General features: G+C 50.0%; 13 protein-coding genes. 1 reads left to right on the top strand and 12 read right to left on the bottom strand.

What is annotated here, in order from left to right; all coding sequences use genetic code 11:
- Positions 1-155: 155 nt before the first annotated feature.
- From uvrA to skT53_RS14825, 9 genes are all read right to left on the bottom strand, one after another.
- Positions 156-3,062, bottom strand: coding sequence for an excinuclease ABC subunit UvrA (uvrA, locus tag skT53_RS14865; RefSeq protein ID WP_200758424.1), 2,907 nt, complete (start codon positions 3,060-3,062; stop codon positions 156-158).
- A 153-nt stretch (positions 3,063-3,215) separates the two neighbouring features.
- Entirely contained in the window at positions 3,216-5,201 is a 1,986-nt protein-coding gene (uvrB, locus tag skT53_RS14860) for an excinuclease ABC subunit UvrB (protein WP_200758418.1), read from the bottom strand.
- Positions 5,202-5,393: 192 nt separating this feature from the next.
- Positions 5,394-6,152, bottom strand: a complete 759-nt coding sequence (locus skT53_RS14855) for a flagellar motor protein MotB (protein WP_200758416.1) — start codon at positions 6,150-6,152, stop codon at positions 5,394-5,396.
- Positions 6,136-6,942, bottom strand: a complete 807-nt coding sequence (locus tag skT53_RS14850; RefSeq protein WP_200758414.1) for a flagellar motor protein — start codon at positions 6,940-6,942, stop codon at positions 6,136-6,138. The genes skT53_RS14855 and skT53_RS14850 overlap by 17 nt, the downstream gene beginning before the upstream one ends.
- Positions 6,943-6,969: 27 nt before the next feature.
- Positions 6,970-8,268, bottom strand: coding sequence for a PDZ domain-containing protein (locus skT53_RS14845; RefSeq protein ID WP_200758412.1), 1,299 nt, complete (start codon positions 8,266-8,268; stop codon positions 6,970-6,972).
- Between the two features lie 81 nt (positions 8,269-8,349).
- Entirely contained in the window at positions 8,350-9,777 is a 1,428-nt protein-coding gene (locus skT53_RS14840; RefSeq protein ID WP_200761007.1) for a S41 family peptidase, read from the bottom strand.
- Between the two features lie 95 nt (positions 9,778-9,872).
- Positions 9,873-10,751 carry a permease-like cell division protein FtsX gene (ftsX, locus tag skT53_RS14835; RefSeq protein WP_200758410.1) on the bottom strand — a complete coding sequence of 293 codons (879 nt, stop codon included), beginning with the start codon at positions 10,749-10,751 and terminating at the stop codon, positions 9,873-9,875.
- Positions 10,744-11,430, bottom strand: a complete 687-nt coding sequence (gene ftsE / locus skT53_RS14830; RefSeq protein ID WP_200758408.1) for a cell division ATP-binding protein FtsE — start codon at positions 11,428-11,430, stop codon at positions 10,744-10,746. The genes ftsX and ftsE overlap by 8 nt, the downstream gene beginning before the upstream one ends.
- Positions 11,431-11,689: 259 nt before the next feature.
- Positions 11,690-12,754 carry a cell wall-binding repeat-containing protein gene (locus skT53_RS14825; protein WP_200758406.1) on the bottom strand — a complete coding sequence of 355 codons (1,065 nt, stop codon included), beginning with the start codon at positions 12,752-12,754 and terminating at the stop codon, positions 11,690-11,692.
- Between the two features lie 55 nt (positions 12,755-12,809).
- On the opposite strand from skT53_RS14825, the gene skT53_RS14820 reads away from it, so the two are divergent.
- Positions 12,810-13,247, top strand: a complete 438-nt coding sequence (locus skT53_RS14820; protein WP_200758404.1) for a coiled-coil domain-containing protein — start codon at positions 12,810-12,812, stop codon at positions 13,245-13,247.
- A 452-nt stretch (positions 13,248-13,699) separates the two neighbouring features.
- Here the strand turns inward: skT53_RS14820 and argH are convergent, their stop codons facing one another.
- From argH to argF, 3 genes are all read right to left on the bottom strand, one after another.
- Positions 13,700-15,115 (bottom strand): argininosuccinate lyase, encoded by a 1,416-nt coding sequence (gene argH / locus skT53_RS14815; RefSeq protein ID WP_200758402.1) that lies wholly within the window; start codon positions 15,113-15,115, stop codon positions 13,700-13,702.
- 47 nt (positions 15,116-15,162) lie between these two features.
- A complete protein-coding gene (locus skT53_RS14810; RefSeq protein WP_200761006.1) occupies positions 15,163-16,401 on the bottom strand; it encodes an argininosuccinate synthase in 1,239 nt (412 codons plus the stop codon).
- A gap of 141 nt (positions 16,402-16,542) precedes the next feature.
- Positions 16,543-17,505 carry an ornithine carbamoyltransferase gene (gene argF / locus skT53_RS14805; RefSeq protein ID WP_200758400.1) on the bottom strand — a complete coding sequence of 321 codons (963 nt, stop codon included), beginning with the start codon at positions 17,503-17,505 and terminating at the stop codon, positions 16,543-16,545.
- Between the last annotated feature and the right edge of the window lie 16 nt (positions 17,506-17,521).

The following is a 17,521-nucleotide window of genomic DNA, read 5'->3' as shown; positions in this document are numbered from 1 at the left end:
CGGTTGGCACCGTCTTTCATGAAAAATACTGGGGATCACTTCAAACAAAAACAGTACATTTTATGTAAATAAGAACTGCCGGTCACGGTCAGGAAAGGTAAAATTTGACCGTGACCGGCAGTTTTACTTATTGAGAAAAACACCTTAAACGGCACCTAGACAGCCGCACCCGTCTTCGTTTTTTTGCCTGCCGTTTTTTTCGTTTGTCCTTTTGCTGCCGGCAGATTCATCCGTTGTCTGTCCCGTTCAAGGATCGGCTGCAAAAATGCTCCTGTATGGGAAGCTTTTACCTGCGCAATCTCCTCCGGCGTGCCTGTGGCCACGATGGTACCGCCCCCATCGCCGCCTTCCGGACCCAGATCGACAATATAATCAGCTGTTTTAATCACATCTAAATTGTGTTCGATCACCAGTACGCTGTCGCCTGCATCGACCAGGCGCTGCAGCACGATCAACAACCGTTCGATATCGGCAATATGCAGACCGGTCGTCGGCTCGTCCAATATATACATCGCCCGCCCGTTGCTGCGCCGGTGAAGTTCCGATGCCAGCTTGACGCGCTGCGCTTCACCTCCGGACAACGTGGTAGCCGGCTGTCCCAGCCGTACATACCCTAATCCTACATCATGCAGCGTTTGCAGCCGCCGTTGGATTTTCGGTACATTTTTGAAAAATTCAAGCGCATCTTCCACCGTCATATCCAATACATCTGCAATACTTTTTCCTTTATATTTCACTTCCAGCGTTTCCCGGTTATAGCGACGGCCTTTGCAAATTTCACATGGCACGTAGACATCCGGCAAAAAGTGCATTTCAATTTTGATAATGCCATCACCGCGGCACGCTTCACAACGACCGCCTTTGATATTGAACGAAAATCGGCCTTTTTTGTAACCGCGAATTTTTGCCTCGTTGGTGGTCGCAAACACGTCCCGAATATCGTCAAATACCCCCGTGTAGGTCGCCGGGTTCGATCTTGGGGTGCGTCCAATCGGCGATTGATCGATATCGATCACCTTATCCAGATGTTCCAAACCGGAAATTTTCTTGTGCGCCCCCGGTTTTGTACGGGCACCGTTTAACTGTTGGGCCAAAGATTTATGCAAGATTTCATTCACCAAAGTCGATTTTCCCGAGCCGGATACCCCCGTCACGCAGGTAAAAACGCCAAGCGGAAACTTGACTGTAATGTTTTTCAGATTGTTTTCCGTGGCGCCTTCGATCGTGATCCATTTGCCATTTGGCTGACGCCGTTCCTTTGGAAGCGGGATCATTTTGCGTCCCGACAAATATTGACCGGTTAATGATTCTTCGCAGTCCATCACTTCCTGCGGAGTTCCCTGCGCCACAATTCGACCGCCGTTCACGCCCGCTCCCGGTCCAATATCAATAATGTAATCGGACGCCAGCATCGTATCTTCATCGTGTTCGACGACAATCAGCGTATTGCCCAAATCCCTCATATGCTCAAGCGTTCGGATCAGTCTGGCGTTGTCCCGTTGGTGCAGACCGATCGACGGTTCATCCAGGACATACAGCACACCTGTTAAAGCGGAGCCGATCTGTGTTGCCAAACGGATGCGCTGCGCTTCTCCACCCGATAAAGTTCCCGCCGCACGGCTTAGATTCAAGTAGTCCAAGCCAACATTCCGCAAAAATCCCAACCTCGATTTGATTTCCTTCAAAATCAGCCGGGCAATTGCCTCTTCCTTTGGTGTAAGCGGCAAATTTTCGAAATAATCGAGCGCGTCGTTCACCGACAGGCGAGTTACCTGCGCAATATTTTGTTCATGAATCCGGACCGCCAGCACGTCCGGCTTCAACCGATCACCGTTGCAGGCAGGACAGGGCTTCGCGCTCATAAACTCTTCGATAAACTCTCTTATATAGTCGGATGCTGTTTCCCGGTATCGCCTTTCCAGATTGGGAATCAAACCTTCATAAAACACTTCCGCCACTTTACTAATGCCAAAATCGTTCTCATAGTGAAACCGGATTTTTTCGTTCATCGATCCATACAAAAGCGTGTCCAATTGTTCTTTAGGAAGTTGATCGACCGGCACATCCATCGGAATGCCAAAATGCTTACAAGCGGACGCCAACAATTGCGGATAGTAGTTGGAAACGGTTCCGGCCCAGGGCACGAAAGCCCCTTCCGCCAGGCTTTTAGAGCGGTCGGGAACCACCAGATCCGCGTCCACTTCCATATTGATGCCAATCCCCGAACAGGTTGGACAAGCTCCATACGGAGAGTTAAAGGAGAACATGCGCGGGCTCAATTCCTCAACGGAAAATCCGCATTGAGGGCAGGCCAGATTCTGTGAAAAAAGCATTTCTTCGCCATCAATAACGCCTACCAATACTGTTCCTCCCGCCAGATTCAAAGCGGTTTCCAAAGAATCGGCCAAACGGGCCGCTACATCCTCTTTTATCACAATACGGTCAACAACTGCTTCAATCGTGTGCTTTTTGTTTTTCTCCAGCACAATTTGTTCGGAAAGGTCACGAATTTCACCGTCGACACGAACTCGCACAAAACCCTGTTTACTAATGTCCTCCAATACTTTACCATGCTCCCCTTTACGTCCCCGAACCAACGGCGCAAAAATCTGGATTCGGGTTCGTTCCGGCAGTTCCATAATTCGATCCACCATTTGTTCGATTGTCTGTGAGGCGATCGGAATATCGCAGTTCGGACAAAACGGTTGTCCGATACGGGCAAACAGCAAACGCAAATAATCGTAGATTTCGGTGACTGTGCCGACCGTTGAACGAGGGTTGCGGCTGGTCGTTTTCTGATCGATTGAAATCGCAGGGGACAATCCATCAATCGAATCGACATCCGGTTTATCCATTTGTCCGAGAAACTGCCTCGCATAAGCGGACAGCGATTCGACATAACGCCGCTGACCTTCTGCATAAATCGTATCGAATGCCAACGATGATTTTCCCGATCCGCTGAGCCCCGTCAAGACTACCAGTTTGTCCCTCGGAATTTGCACATCTATATTTTTGAGATTGTGAGCTCTGGCTCCCTTAATTACAATATAATCCTGTGCCATACAGTTCTCCTTTTCTGCACGTTTCTACATTTCCCGGGAAAAACGTCGAAAGCAGGCAACATTGGTTCATGTATCTAACTAAAATCGACAAGTTCCGGCTCAATTGCCTTTTTCACGTACTGTCTGCCATGAACCTGCCGATACGGGCAGAAATTACGATGCGGAAAGTTCCAAAATGATATCGCGCAGTTCTGCCGCCCGCTCAAACTGCAGCGCTTTGGCCGCTTCTTTCATTTCTTTCTCCAGCGTCTTAATCAACTGTTCACGATCCTTCTTCGACATTTTATTGACGTTTTTCTGCAGGTTGTATTCTGTTTTGCTTTCTGCCGCTTTTGTTGCTTCAATTACGTCTCTTACCGCTTTCCGGATCGTTTGCGGCGTAATGCCATGTTCTTTATTATACGCCTCCTGAATGCTGCGGCGACGATTCGTTTCGTCAATCGCCACCTGCATCGAACGGGTAATTTGATCGGCATACATAATGACTTGGCCTTCCGCATTCCTTGCTGCGCGCCCAATCGTTTGGATAAGGGAGCGTTCCGCCCGCAAAAATCCTTCTTTATCAGCGTCCAAAATCGCTACTAAAGACACTTCCGGCAGATCCAGTCCTTCCCGCAGCAGGTTGATGCCAATCAGCACATCAAACACACCCATTCGCAAGTCGCGTAAAATCATCATCCGTTCCAATGTCTTAATATCGGAATGCAGGTAACGCACCTTAATCCCAAGGTCTTTCAGATAATCGGTCAGATCCTCCGCCATTTTCTTCGTCAGCGTAGTCACAAGCACCCGTTCATCCCGTTTGATTCGTTTGTTAATTTCACCTACCAAATCGTCAATCTGACCTTTGATCGGCCGAACGTCAATCTGCGGATCGATCAGACCAGTCGGCCGGATAATCTGCTCCACGACTTGTTCCCCGTGCTCCAGTTCATAGGGGCCGGGAGTGGCCGACACATGAATCACTTGATAAATCCTGGATTCGAATTCCTCGAATCGGAGCGGTCTGTTGTCAGCCGCCGAAGGCAGGCGAAATCCGTGCTCGATCAAAGTCAGCTTACGGCTGCGGTCTCCGTTGTACATCCCGCCGATTTGCGGCACCGTCACATGCGACTCATCAATGATGATCAAATAATCATCCGGAAAATAATCGAGCAGCGTGTTGGGTGCCGACCCGGCGGGACGCCCCTCCAAATGACGGGAATAGTTTTCGATCCCGGAACAAAATCCGATTTCCGCCATCATTTCAAGGTCATAATTGGTTCGTTGTTCCAGTCTTTGCGCTTCCAACAGCTTGCCCGCGCCGCGCAGTTCCTCGAGTCGTTCTGCCAACTCGGCCCGAATGCTCTCGATTGCCCGCTGCATTTTATCTCCGGAGGTGACGAAGTGGGAAGCCGGAAAAATGGCAATGTGCTGCCGGGTACCCACTACCTCCCCTGTTACCACATCGATTTCTGTGATGCGGTCAATCTCATCGCCAAACAGTTCCACCCGGAACGCTTTCTCGCTGCGGGATACAGGGAATATTTCCAGCACATCGCCTCGTACCCGAAACGTTCCGCGAGTAAAATTAATGTCGTTTCGTTCATACTGTATTTCGACAAGCCGCCGCAAAATGTCGTTACGCGGTTTTTCCATACCGACTCGGAGCGACAATACGTGTTCCGCATACTCGGTCGGACTACCCAAACCATAAATGGAGGAGACGGAACCGACTACAATCACATCGTTTCGCTCCAACAGGGAACTGGTTGCCGAATGGCGCAGTTTATCAATTTCGTCGTTGATTTTTGCATCTTTTTCGATATATGTGTCGGAAGACGGTATATACGCTTCCGGTTGATAGAAATCGTAATACGAAACAAAGTATTCGACCGCGTTGTGCGGAAAAAACTCTTTGAATTCGGCCGCCAATTGCGCCGCCAAGGTTTTGTTGGGTGCCAACACCAAGGTCGGCTTGTTGACATTTGCAATCACATTCGCCATTGTATACGTTTTGCCAGAGCCGGTCACACCGAGCAGAACCTGCTGTCTTTTGCCTGCCAGAATCCCTTCGGTCAACTCTGCAATCGCTTTTGGCTGATCCCCGCGCGGAGCATATTCAGACACCAATTCAAACTTTCCTCTTTGTTCCGCCATTGTCCCCACCCTTCCGATAAATTTTATTATACTAAATGAAGCCCGCCAGGTAACATAACATTTCTAACTAGTAAACAAAACCCTGCTTCCGAACTTATGTTCTATTGTATCGAAACTGCTCAGCGAAATCCAGCGACAGGTTGGAAGCAGTAAAAAACGACCGTTTCCGGTCGTCTTGTTACCACTTGCATTTTAATTCCCGTAGTTTCTCAGAATGATGATGTTTACCCGCCGATTGGCCGCACGACCGGCCGCCGTGTCATTGCTTGCAACGGGCTGATATTCCCCGTATCCAACCGCCGACATGAGTTCCGGCTTGATATTCTTACTTTCCAAGTAATGAAGCACGTTTAACGCCCGGGCAGCCGACAGGTCAAAATTGGACGGGAACTGTCCATTTGCAATCGGCACATTGTCCGTATGTCCCTCAATCGATATTTTATTGGGAAGCTCTTTCAGAAAAGGCGCAATTCCACCCAAAACCTTTTCGGCCTGCGGTTTCAATGCAGCAGATCCGGGATCGTACAAGGCAACATCGCGAAGTGTGATCTGCACCCCTTTGCCGTTCATCTCCACCAGCACATTATCACCAAGTCCATTTTGCTGCACGTATTGTTTCAGCTTGTCTGCAGCCGCCTGCAACCGTTGGTTTTCTTCCGCCATTTTTTTGCCGGCTTCCAACACATCCTGGCTGACCGATTGCCCTTTTTCATTTGGCTGCCCCTGCGGCCGGTCGTACTTCGTCTGTATAACTCCGGTTGACCCGTCATAAAACGACTGGTTTAACGAAATGGCCAACTGCGAATATTTGGTAACGTCCACTTTTGATAGAGCATACATGACTACAAAAAAAATCAAAAGCAGCGTAATCAAATCCGAATAGGTCAAGAGCCAGCGTTCATGATTTCCGCTGCTTTCCTCATGTGCCCGTCCGTTACGTCGTCTCCGCATTTACTTCGCCCGCCTCTCCCGTCGCATTCGCCGGTTCTTCGCGGTTTTTCGGCGCTAGGAACACTTTTAGCTTTTGCTTGAGAATATTCGGGTTTTCCCCGGCCTGAATGGAAAGAATCCCTTCAATCATCAATTCGCGAATCAACACTTCCTGTCGGCTGCGCGTTTTTAATTTATTGGCTATCGGCAGGAAAATCAGATTGGCGGATGCCACACCATACAATGTCGCAATAAACGCTACTGCGATGGAGGGCCCCAAACGGCTTGGATCTTCCAGACTGCCCAACACGTGCACCAACCCCATAACCGTCCCGATAATTCCCATCGTAGGTGCAAAACCGCCCGCCTGTTCGAAAATGCCTGCCCCCTTCGAATGGCGGTCTTCAATGAACGACAGCTCTGTTTCCATAATGCTGCGAACCAGTTCCGGGTCGACCCCATCCACCACTAACCGGACCCCGTTTTTGAAAAAATCGTCATTATACGTTTCAATCTTTTCCTCCAACGCCAATATGCCTTCCCGCCGGGCAATGGTCGCCAGCGACACCAGGTCGTCAATAATTTCCAATGGATTTCGCGGTTTATAACGAATTGCGATTTTCAGGATTTTCGGCAGTTCTTTAATTTGTTCAAGCGGTGTGCTGACCAGAATCGCCCCGACGGTACCGCCAAACACAATCATGCCTGCCGTCAGTTCAAACAGTGCTGTCGCTTGTCCACCTTCCATCAGGAAACCGCCGACCAGAAATCCAATCCCCAGAAGCAACCCTAAAATTGTTGTGATATCCATACGCGTTTCCTCCTGCTGCACAACATCCTATTGTTTGTGTAATGCAGAATCAACTTTTCCTTTTGACGAACGAAAAATGGAACTCCAGAACTGACGCCAGATTGGAATCGTATCCAACCTTACATATTCGCGAACCGTTTCATCCGGGACCAAAATCAAGCCCAGGCTATGCGGTTCACCATCAAATCGTGGTTTGCTCGCAAACCGAATCTCGCCTTGTTCATCCACTACTTCCAATTTGATAAACGCCGGATTCTGGTTAAGAGCAAAATGCAGTTCAAACGGAGAGTTAACCGGCACACCATTCGCTTTCGCAATGATTTCACCCGGTTTCAGCTGCAGCGATTCTGCCGGGCTGCCAGGAATTACAGACAGAATGCGAAGTCCCTGCAGGGGTTTGACGAATCGATGCGGCTTGCTTTTTTCATCTTCCATTTCAAACCGGATCAAAATCTCATGGGCGACCGGTGAAAAGACGGCTGCCACCCACAACAGAACCGGCGCAAATTTTGCCCCGGTCAATGTAAAAAAAAGCAAAAGCAGGGCATAAATCGCCAGATACTTGGATGTCCGGGCCGTTTTTTCAGCCGGATGACGGGACAATGCAACACCGGAATACCCTAATACGGCAGGAATGGGAACGATCTGCAAGCCGGACAAACCGGTAACCGGAAAAATCGTCCACCAAGCAGGCGGCTCAAATCCATTCGTACCGGTTGCCACAACGGCCGCCAGCGGCAGCACCCACAATTTTTGCAAGACAAATCCACCCACCAATCGGCCCCGTTTGCTTTGCACAAACACCGGTGTGACGCCGTCCTGCCCCTGCAAAAAGACAAGCAGCGCCTCTACCAAATGGAGAATCGCCACCAATGCCAGCAAATGAGAGACTGATAACGAGCGAATATCACTGTAGATACTGGCTGCCCACTCCCACTCGATTGAAATCCACGGCAGTGTGTTCAATAACAGGGATACGATGGAAAGAATGCCCCCCGCATAAGCAAAGCAGATAAACCGGACGTTAAAAACCAAAGCCAGGATCACAGCCAGAATCCAGACATAGACGAAGTCTGTCGGATGAAACACAATCCCTGTGCCTGACAACAAAAGGGAAGTTACGATACCGCCCAAAATGCCATATAAAAGCGATTTTAGCGTTTGGTTTTCGGCGGAAGTCACGCGAACGCCAAACAGTTTTCGTTCCAATGAAACCTGTTTTTTGTATTGTAGATACACCAGCAGAATGGCGATATAAAACAACGGAGTCAATAGAATCTGAATGAACCCTTGCCCCAGCTGAACCAAAAAAGGCCAAGCAGACATGCGGAGGTCCCCTCCCAAAATAAAAAACCCTTGAGGACATTGCCCTCAAGGGAATATTCGACAGAAAAGTTGTATTACCTTCTATTTGATCATGGAGTGTAAAACGGAAATTGCCTTTTCTATCTGCGTATCATTTGTTTTCATTTTGGCGCGGATTTGTTCGTTCAGCTTCACGGCGGTCTGCCCTTCCACTACGCCTGTCACTGACAATCCATTGATGCGCTGGAACGTTTTTACCGCATCTTCCGTTTGTTGGCTGAAGTATCCGTCTTCCCGGCCGGGAACCAATCCGAGTCCGATCAGCATTTGCTGCACGTTTTTCACACCGGTTCCGTTCATATCGCGTTTCAACGGCGTATCCGGATTCAGCGCTGTCAGTTTGAAGTAATCGGGCAGCGCAACCGGATAGTCCGGTTCAATTCCCTTCATGTGAATCCAGTTGCCCTTTGGCGTCAACCATTTGGCAATCGTATATTTGAGGTCCGATCCGTCCGCAAATGTCTGACTGGTTTGCACCGTTCCCTTACCGAACGTTTTTTCTCCCACCAGCGGGTATCCGCCCGCTTCCTTCAAAGCGGCTGCCAGGATTTCCGACGCACTGGCGGAACCACCGTCTGTCACGCAGACGATCGGATATTTGGCGCTTCCCATTTTCGATTTAAAAATTTCCTTTTTCCCTGTACGGTCTTCCATCTGCAAAATCACACCCTGATTCGGTATCAGCAGGTTGCCGATTTCCGTGACCGCTTGCAGATATCCGCCCGGGTTGCCTCGCACATCGATGATCAGACCTTTCATGCCTTGCGCTTCCAGTTTTTGCAGTTCTTCCGCAAACCGCTTGGCCGTATTTTCGGAGAACGAGGTGATCTGAATCTTGCCAATGCCGTCTCCCAAGTTCTCTGCATATACGGTTTCCAGCGGGATTTCGTCGCGAATGACCGTCACATGAATGGGATCATTCGTGCCCGGACGGGTGATTTCCAACTCCGCCGTGGTGCCTTTCTTGCCGCGAATCAACAGGACCGCTTCGTTAACCGGTTTGCCGTCCAAGACCTGCCCATTCACCTTGCGGATTTGGTCGCCCGCTTGCAATCCTGCCTTTTCCGCAGGTGATCCTTTCACAGGAGACTCGACCGTAATGCGTCCGTTGATCGATTGAACGGTGGCCCCAATTCCTTCAAACGAAGAGGACAGCGACATTTGAAACTGATCGGCGGTTTGTTTATCCATGTAAGTGGAATAGGGATCTCCAAGTGCCTGAACCATCCCGGCAATCGCACCGTCCACCAATTTCTGGTCGTTCACATTTTGATAATACTGGCTGTGAATCAATTGGTACGCTTGTTCCAATTTGGCAAAATTGGCCGAGTTCTGACCAGATAAACCGGAGCCTGCGCTGAATCCGGCGATCGGCAGCCCGCCCATTTTATAAGAAATCAGTCCATAAGCGGACACACCGCCTGCAAGCAGTGCCAGCACCATCAGAATGGCCAATGTTCTTTTGCGCAAGTGCAAATTTTTCCACCACCTTTGCTATGTCTCAATCGATTATATGAGACAAGTTGTTTGTCTAGTACATATTCCCGAAAACCGGATTTTTAGTTTTAGATTTTAAGAAACTTGCGAACAGAGAAGGCCGATCCGAACATTCCAATCAGCGCCCCAATCAGCAGCAGTGCGGCACCTACTTGGAAAATCACCGCCGTCAGCGGCAAAATGAGAATCAATGTATTTGACATCAACCTTACGACATACGAGTATCCAAGCGCTATGATCAGAATCGGAATTAAAGCTCCGAGCGCCCCCATAATCAGTCCTTCGATGAAAAACGGCCAGCGGATAAACCAGTTGGTGGCCCCCACCAGCTTCATAATTTCAATCTCGCGGCGGCGGGCGAAGATCGTGATGCGAATGGTGTTGGAGATCAGGAAAATCGCCGTAAACATCAAACCGATGACAAGCGCCCCGCCTACAACCCGAACGATATCGACCACATTATACAGTTTTTGAACCACTTCGCGGCCATCCTGTACTTTTTCCACGTTCGGGAACGTGCGGATTTGGTCGGCCAGCGCCAGCGTATTTCGCGGGTCAGCCGCTTTCACGACAAATTTGTCAGGCAGTGGATTTTCCATTTCCAACCCGTTCAACAGTTCCGCATTTTCTTTTAACTGTTGGCGAAGGATTTGAATTCCGTCCTCTTTTGACACAAACTTTACTTCCTTAATCCCGTTCGTATTTTTGAGGAGCGTTTCCAGTTTACTGATGTCCGCACGCGACACGCCCTGCTGGACAATGACATCCATCTGCACCTGCCCCTCAATTTGTTTGGTAAACGCCTGCAGGTTCATCGCCAATGTCAAAAAAACGCCGAGAATCATCAGCGACACGACTACCGATCCGATGGCGGCAACCGTCATCCACGAATTTCGGCCAATATTTTTAAATCCTTCCCGAACATGACGAAGCAGCGTTCTAATCATCGTATCCGTATACCCCCCGTTGTTCGTCACGCACAATTTGTCCGCCCTCGATTGCAATCACGCGACGTTTCATTGTGTTCACGATATCCTTGTTGTGTGTCGCCATCACGACCGTCGTGCCTTGATCGTTGATCTTATTAAACAGGTTCATAATCTCCCAGGATGTTTCCGGGTCCAAGTTGCCGGTAGGCTCGTCCGCTATGATAACAGCCGGACTGTTGACCAGTGCCCGGGCAACAGCCACACGCTGCTGTTCCCCACCGGAAAGCTGGTTGGGGAAATGCTTGCTTTTCTCACCAAGCCCCACCAGCTCCAACACTTCTTTGACGCGCGTTTTCATCTTTTTGCTCGGGGTACCGATGACTTCCATCGCAAACGCTACGTTTTCATACGCGGTCAATTGCGGAAGCAATTTGAAATCTTGGAATACAACGCCAGTTTGTCGGCGCATATAGGGGATTTTTCGATCTTTTAAACGATCCACGTTAAATCCGTTAACAAAAATCGTCCCTTTGGTCGGCTTTTCTTCCCGATACATCAATTTAATAAAGGTGGATTTTCCCGCACCGCTGGGACCGACCACATAAACAAATTCACCACGGTTAATTTTCACGCTGATTCCTCGCAGAGCGGAAACCCCGTTCCCATACGTCTTCCACACGTCATGCATTTCGATCATGAACGTTTTCCACATCCTTTTTTTCGTATTGAAACGTTACACGCACGATTTCCTGAGCCCAATCCTTTTCAAATTTCGACACTTCCCGGCAAAATCCTCTCTATCCATGAATTATACAGGACATTTTACGTGTGAAGGTCAGGTATTGTTTGGCAAAATGATGGAAAACCCGATATGGTCGAAAAACCCCGACAATAAAAAAGGGTCTGTCAACTTGGCAGACCTCTCGTCCTTCCATAGATTCCACTGTTTCTCTCCTTTACTCAGGGCCTCCTGTCGCGCCGATTTTTGGATCCGCCAATTGAATGTGGCCTTCTATTTCCACCTGCGTGGAAAACGGAATCTGCTGCATGTCGCCCAAAACAAATGCGTGCATGAACGGTGGCTGCGGCCCCCCTGCCTGAGGAAGCAAAGATTCCAGATAGCGACGGTACAAATTCGGTAAATCGGTTTTTGACAAAGGAAGCAGCGGAGTATGTTTGCCGGTGTGCGACATCGCGGCGGCCGCCATCGCCATTCGCCAGTCTGTGGGCAGGAACGTAAACGCATCCCCTTTCCCCGGCGTATGGCGGCCAAACCCGATTTGCGTCGCTTTACTCTTGGCTCGGGCAAAAAGAATTGCCATCTCCTGCGGAGTACTGCCTGAAAAACGCTCCACCGTACCATTCACAACACTTCTGCACTCTTCTTCCACCCGTCTCGAAATGATCGATTCCGAACCGATAATCGTCACATGGCGGTGTTTTTCCCTTTGGAGAAACCGTCTGGTCAAATCCGGCAGGGAGTCCCGCTGCGCATACAAAATCGGGGTTCCCATATGGGCGGCAAAACCGAACACAGGCAGCGACTCCTCAACCGTCTCGGAAGAAATCAGAAATGTGTTGCCGGTGATCATTTCTGGCATCGTATCCGGCAAATATCTTCGTCGCCAATCCGCGATATGAACCATTTGCACATACGGATCATTCTGCTCAAAGTGGAGCGTCGAATAGCCTGCCCGATGCAACTGGCCGATGGCCGCCGCTGTGAAGGGCCCGACTAACAGCACAGCAGCAGGCGCATTTTTGCCGGTCGGTTGAATCCTGTTTATCTCCCGCATCAACTGGTTGGACAGATCCCCGTGCCATGAAAACAGCACCATCGCGTGGATTGGAAAATGAATCAGGGAAACTGCCGGTACCACTGTGCGAAAATCATTCCCGGTTGCCAGCAAAACCGCATTTGGCAACTGTTTCCCGCCGCTCGGAAACAACAGTTGGCTGATCGCAATCGACAACCGTTCCGGATCCCCAAACGGAATCCGTGTTGTAGCTACCGTGTTCATGAAAGTCCTCCTGTAGGCATTGTTCCTTTCAGCCTATGAGGGGGACCAAAGTGGTGTGATTGAAAATCATTCCAGCAAAACTTCAAAATGGGAGGGTCTCTTTTTTGGAATGTTTGTTATAATATCTTTTGATACAATTAATAGCAAAGGAGGCGATTCCCGAATGGCTGATGAACAACAACAAAAGTTTGATATGATGAAACAACTGATTGCCATGGTGGCAAAGAACAACGAAAAGATTGATGAAAACAACAGGAAGCTTGATGAAAACATAGAGAGGATTGATAAAATCAGCGCGAAGCTCGATGAAAACACCGGGAAACTTGATAAATTAGCTCAGGAATTTACGGAGTTTAAACACGAAATGAATGAATTTCGCAAGGAGACAAACGACCGTTTGGACAGGATTGAGGACCGTATGGAACATCTTACGCAAAAATGGATCGATACGGACCGCGAAGTATATCGTCTGAAGCAAAGACAAGTTAAATAAAGGCTTGCTGCTTGTCAAGTCCAAAACTCAGGCCCCTCATCCGCAAAGTAATCCAAATTGAAGCGTGTACGCTTATATGCTGCAAACGGGGACACTCCCAGGTTGTAATCCATCACCAATTGAGCTAACTCTTCACCTGCCGACCTCTTTTCCACTCATTTTACCAACTGCTCCCATACAATGAATTTGGTCGAAGCATATTCCACTGTTAATCCTGAATAGAACTGAACCCGCACTGGAAGATGTTGTTGTGTCCAACTGCGGCAATCAAACACAAAAAACCGTTTACCGCTCCAAATGATTCTGAAGAGGTAAACGGTCTGTTCGTTCTTAGGATCTTCCAATGTATTTCATACAAATCTTTACAGATGGCGACAAGTTTCCACAACAAAAATGCAATACGGCTTGTTATACCAACAACTTTCAGTCAAAAACCCGGTCTGACCTTTGCGTCAGATTTCCCCTTCTAAGGCCTGTTCGACCCACTGTCCAAGGGAAGTGATCTGACCTTTGGCGCGTTCCAGCGCCTGCCTGACCTGCGGACCGGCTGTGCCGCCCAACACGTTGCGCGCATCGACCACCGTCCGAATGTCGATCACCTGATACACATCCGACTCAAACAGTTCGCTGTGCTGTTTGTACTCGTCCATACTCAGATCGGTCAGGAACTTCCGATTCGAGATGCAGTACAACACCAGTTTGCCGATCACTTCGTGCGCCTGGCGGAATGGCATATTTTTCCGCACCAGATAATCGGCCAGATCGGTCGCGTTGGAGAAGTCTTCTTTAACCACCTGCTGCAGCCGCTCTTTGCGCACTTCCATCGTACGGATCATGCCCGCCAACAGAGCAAGCGATCCTCTGAGCGTTTCAACCGTGTCAAACATGCCTTCTTTGTCTTCCTGCAAATCTTTGTTGTATGCGAGAGGCAAACTTTTCAGCACCGTCAACAGCCCGAACAGATTGCCATAGACCCGTCCCGATTTGCCGCGGATCAATTCGGCGACATCCGGATTTTTCTTCTGCGGCATAATCGACGATCCGGTGCAGTACGCATCATCCAGTTCGACAAAACCGAACTCGGTCGAAGACCACATCACCAGTTCCTCACAAAATCGGGTCAGGTGCATCATCAAAATCGAGGCGTCACTCAGAAACTCCAGAATGAAATCACGGTCGCTGACGGCATCCATCGAGTTTTCATAAATACGGGCAAAACCCAGTTCCTTTGCGACCAACTGACGGTCGATCGGGAACGTCGTACCAGCCAATGCGCCGGCGCCAAGCGGCAAAATGTCGATCCGTTTCAATGCGTCCTGCAGCCGTTCCGCATCGCGTGAGAACATCCCGACATAAGCGAGCAGGTGATGCGCCAACAAAACCGGCTGCGCCCGCTGCAGGTGCGTATAGCCGGGAATCACCACGTCTAAATGAGCGTCTGCCGTATCCACCAACGCCTGCATCACATCTGCCAGCAGCGCGATAATCTGTTTCACTTCCCTGCGCAGGTACAGATGCATGTCGGTGGCCACCTGATCGTTGCGGGAACGCCCCGTATGCAGTTTGCCGCCGACCGGCCCGATCCGCTCGATCAGGTACTTTTCAATGTTCATATGAATGTCTTCGTTTTCCACCGCATATTCCAGCCTGCCCGCCCGCACATCCGCCAGAATCGACAAAAGCCCTTCCCGGATTTTGTCTGCATCTTCCTGTGGAATGATGCCGCAGGCACCCAGCATTTTCACATGCGCAAGAGAGCCGCGGATATCATCCACGGCCAATTTTTGATCAAATCCGATAGAAGCGGTAAACTCCTCCACCAGCTTGTCTGTCTGTTTGGTAAAACGCCCACCCCATAGTTTTGACACGTCCAGCCTTCCTTTCGGGACATATGGTCATCGTTGCAAATCTCTACTTACTTACCCGCGTTCTGCCTGACTCCGGAAGCCACCTTCAGACGCAGCGCATTGAGACGGATAAAGCCAGTCGCATCCGATTGATTGTACGCTTGAGTCGGATCGGCTTCCATCGTGGCAATGTTCGGATTGTACAAGCTGACCGGGCTTTTTACACCAGCCCCGATCACGTTGCCTTTGTACAGTTTAAGTCGAACGGTGCCGGTCACATTTTTCTGGCTTTCGGTGACAAGCGCCTGCAGGGCCAGTCTTTCCGGCGCGAACCAGAAACCGTTGTACACCAGCCCGCTATAGCGGGGAATCAGAGAATCCCGCAACTGCATCACTTCCCGGTCCATCGTCAGCGATTCCATCTTCCGATGTGCCGTAAACAGAATGGTTCCGCCCGGTGTTTCATAAACGCCGCGGCTCTTCATGCCGACAAACCGGTTCTCGACCATGTCCACCCGACCGATTCCATGTTTGCCGCCCAGTTCGTTCAACGTCTCCATCACTTGCAGCGGCGACATGCGTTTGCCGTTTATCGCCACACAGTTTCCCTGCTCAAACTCCAGTTCCACATATTCCGCCTGATCGGGCGCATCTTCCGGCGCTACACTCAGCACGTACATCTCTTTGTTTGACTCGTGGCTGGCGTCAAACCACGGGTCTTCCAACATACCGCTTTCAAAGCTGATATGGAGCAAATTGCGGTCCATCGAATACGGCTTTGCCGCAGTAGCCTGCACCTGAATTCCGTGCTTCTCCGCATAGGCGATCATTTCCGCCCGGCCCGGGAATTGCTCACGGAATGATTCGAGCCGCCACTGTGCAATCACTTCCAGTTCAGGAGCCAGTGCGGCTGCCGTCAGTTCAAAGCGTACCTGATCGTTTCCTTTGCCAGTCGCTCCGTGCGCAATGGCAGTTGCCCCTTCCGCGCGTGCAATCTCGACCATCCGCTTGGCGATCAATGGGCGCGCAATACTGGTTCCCAGCAAATACTGCCCCTCGTAGAGGGCTCCCGCCTGAAACATCGGGAAAATAAAATCACGCGCAAACTCGTCTCGCAAATCGTCAATATAGACTTTGCTGGCGCCCGTTTTCAGCGCTTTTTCCTCCAAACCGTCCAATTCATCCTTTTGGCCGATATCGGCTGTAAAAGCGATGATTTCCGCATCATACGTCTCTTTCAGCCATGTCAGGATTACGGATGTATCCAATCCACCCGAATATGCCAATACAATCTTCTGCTTCGCCATCTTTCCCCGCTCCATTCCATCATCAGATCCCGTTTGCCGCCGAAACGGAAACATCATCCTCTTTGAATATAAAGAAACACACAGCCGTTTGCAAAACATATTTGGATTTTTGCACCGTTGCAGTTTTACGCCATTGAAATCTTACGCCATTGTTGCTACCAGGATCGCTTTTTGCACATGCAGACGGTTCTCCGCCTCATCAAAAATCACCGAGTGCGGTCCGTCAATCACCCCTGCCGACACTTCTTCACCGCGATGGGCAGGCAGACAATGCATAAACAGAAAATCCGATTTTGCATGTTGGGCGAGCGCTTCATTCACCTGAAAATCGGCAAACTTCCTGACCCGTTCCGCCTGTTCCGCTTCCTGTCCCATGCTGGCCCAGACATCCGTATAAATCAAGTCGGCATTTTTGACCGCTGCAACCGGGTCATTTGTCAACATCAGCTCGGTCCCGAATTGCTGTGCCAACTGTTTTGCTTCCTCTACAACTGCGGCATCACATTCATACCCCGGCGGTGTTGCCACCCGCATATGCAAGCCAAATTTCGGAGCCGCCTGAATCCAGGAGTTGGCCATGTTGTTGCCGTCCCCCACGTACGCGACAGTCAATCCTTCCAAACGGCCCTTATGTTCTTTTAATGTCAGGATGTCCGCCATCACCTGGCAGGGATGGTGCAAATCCGTCAATGCGTTAACCACCGGAACGGTCGCGTATTCGGCCAATTCCCGCACATTCTCATGCGAGAACGTGCGGATCATGATGCCGTCCACATAGCGGGACATCACCTGCGCCGTATCGGGAATCGGTTCTCCCCGGCCAATCTGCGTGTCGTTACCCGACAGAAAAAGCGCGTGGCCGCCCAATTGGAACATGCCGACTTCAAACGATACCCGCGTTCGGGTCGACGCTTTCGTGAAAAACATGCCCAACGTCTTGCCTGCCAGCGGATGGTACACTTCCCCACTTTTTTGTTTGTGTTTGATTTCCTCTGCCAGTTTGATCAAGTATTGCAATTCGTCCGGCGTATAATCAGTAAAATCGATAAAGTCGCGTCCCTTCAACCCTGCTTGTAACCCGCTCACGACAGTTGAATTAGTCATGCAGATGGCTCCTCCC

Source organism: Effusibacillus dendaii, assembly GCF_015097055.1.
GTDB classification, from domain to species: Bacteria; Bacillota; Bacilli; order Tumebacillales; family Effusibacillaceae; genus Effusibacillus; species Effusibacillus dendaii.
The sequence above is the reverse complement of the archived record's forward strand: the minus strand, read 5'-3'. Positions and strand labels throughout refer to the sequence as shown.

Bases quoted from the DNA above. Each gene is read 5' to 3' on its own strand.
- uvrA (WP_200758424.1), bottom strand. From the start codon at position 3,062: ATGGCACAGGATTATATTGTAATTAAGGGAGCCAGAGCTCACAATCTC.
- uvrB (WP_200758418.1), bottom strand. From the start codon at position 5,201: ATGGCGGAACAAAGAGGAAAGTTTGAATTGGTGTCTGAATATGCTCCG.
- skT53_RS14855 (WP_200758416.1), bottom strand. From the start codon at position 6,152: ATGCGGAGACGACGTAACGGACGGGCACATGAGGAAAGCAGCGGAAAT.
- skT53_RS14850 (WP_200758414.1), bottom strand. From the start codon at position 6,942: ATGGATATCACAACAATTTTAGGGTTGCTTCTGGGGATTGGATTTCTG.
- skT53_RS14845 (WP_200758412.1), bottom strand. From the start codon at position 8,268: ATGTCTGCTTGGCCTTTTTTGGTTCAGCTGGGGCAAGGGTTCATTCAG.
- ftsX (WP_200758410.1), bottom strand. From the start codon at position 10,751: ATGATTAGAACGCTGCTTCGTCATGTTCGGGAAGGATTTAAAAATATT.
- ftsE (WP_200758408.1), bottom strand. From the start codon at position 11,430: ATGATCGAAATGCATGACGTGTGGAAGACGTATGGGAACGGGGTTTCC.
- skT53_RS14825 (WP_200758406.1), bottom strand. From the start codon at position 12,754: ATGAACACGGTAGCTACAACACGGATTCCGTTTGGGGATCCGGAACGG.
- skT53_RS14810 (WP_200761006.1), bottom strand. From the start codon at position 16,401: ATGGCGAAGCAGAAGATTGTATTGGCATATTCGGGTGGATTGGATACA.
- argF (WP_200758400.1), bottom strand. From the start codon at position 17,505: ATGACTAATTCAACTGTCGTGAGCGGGTTACAAGCAGGGTTGAAGGGA.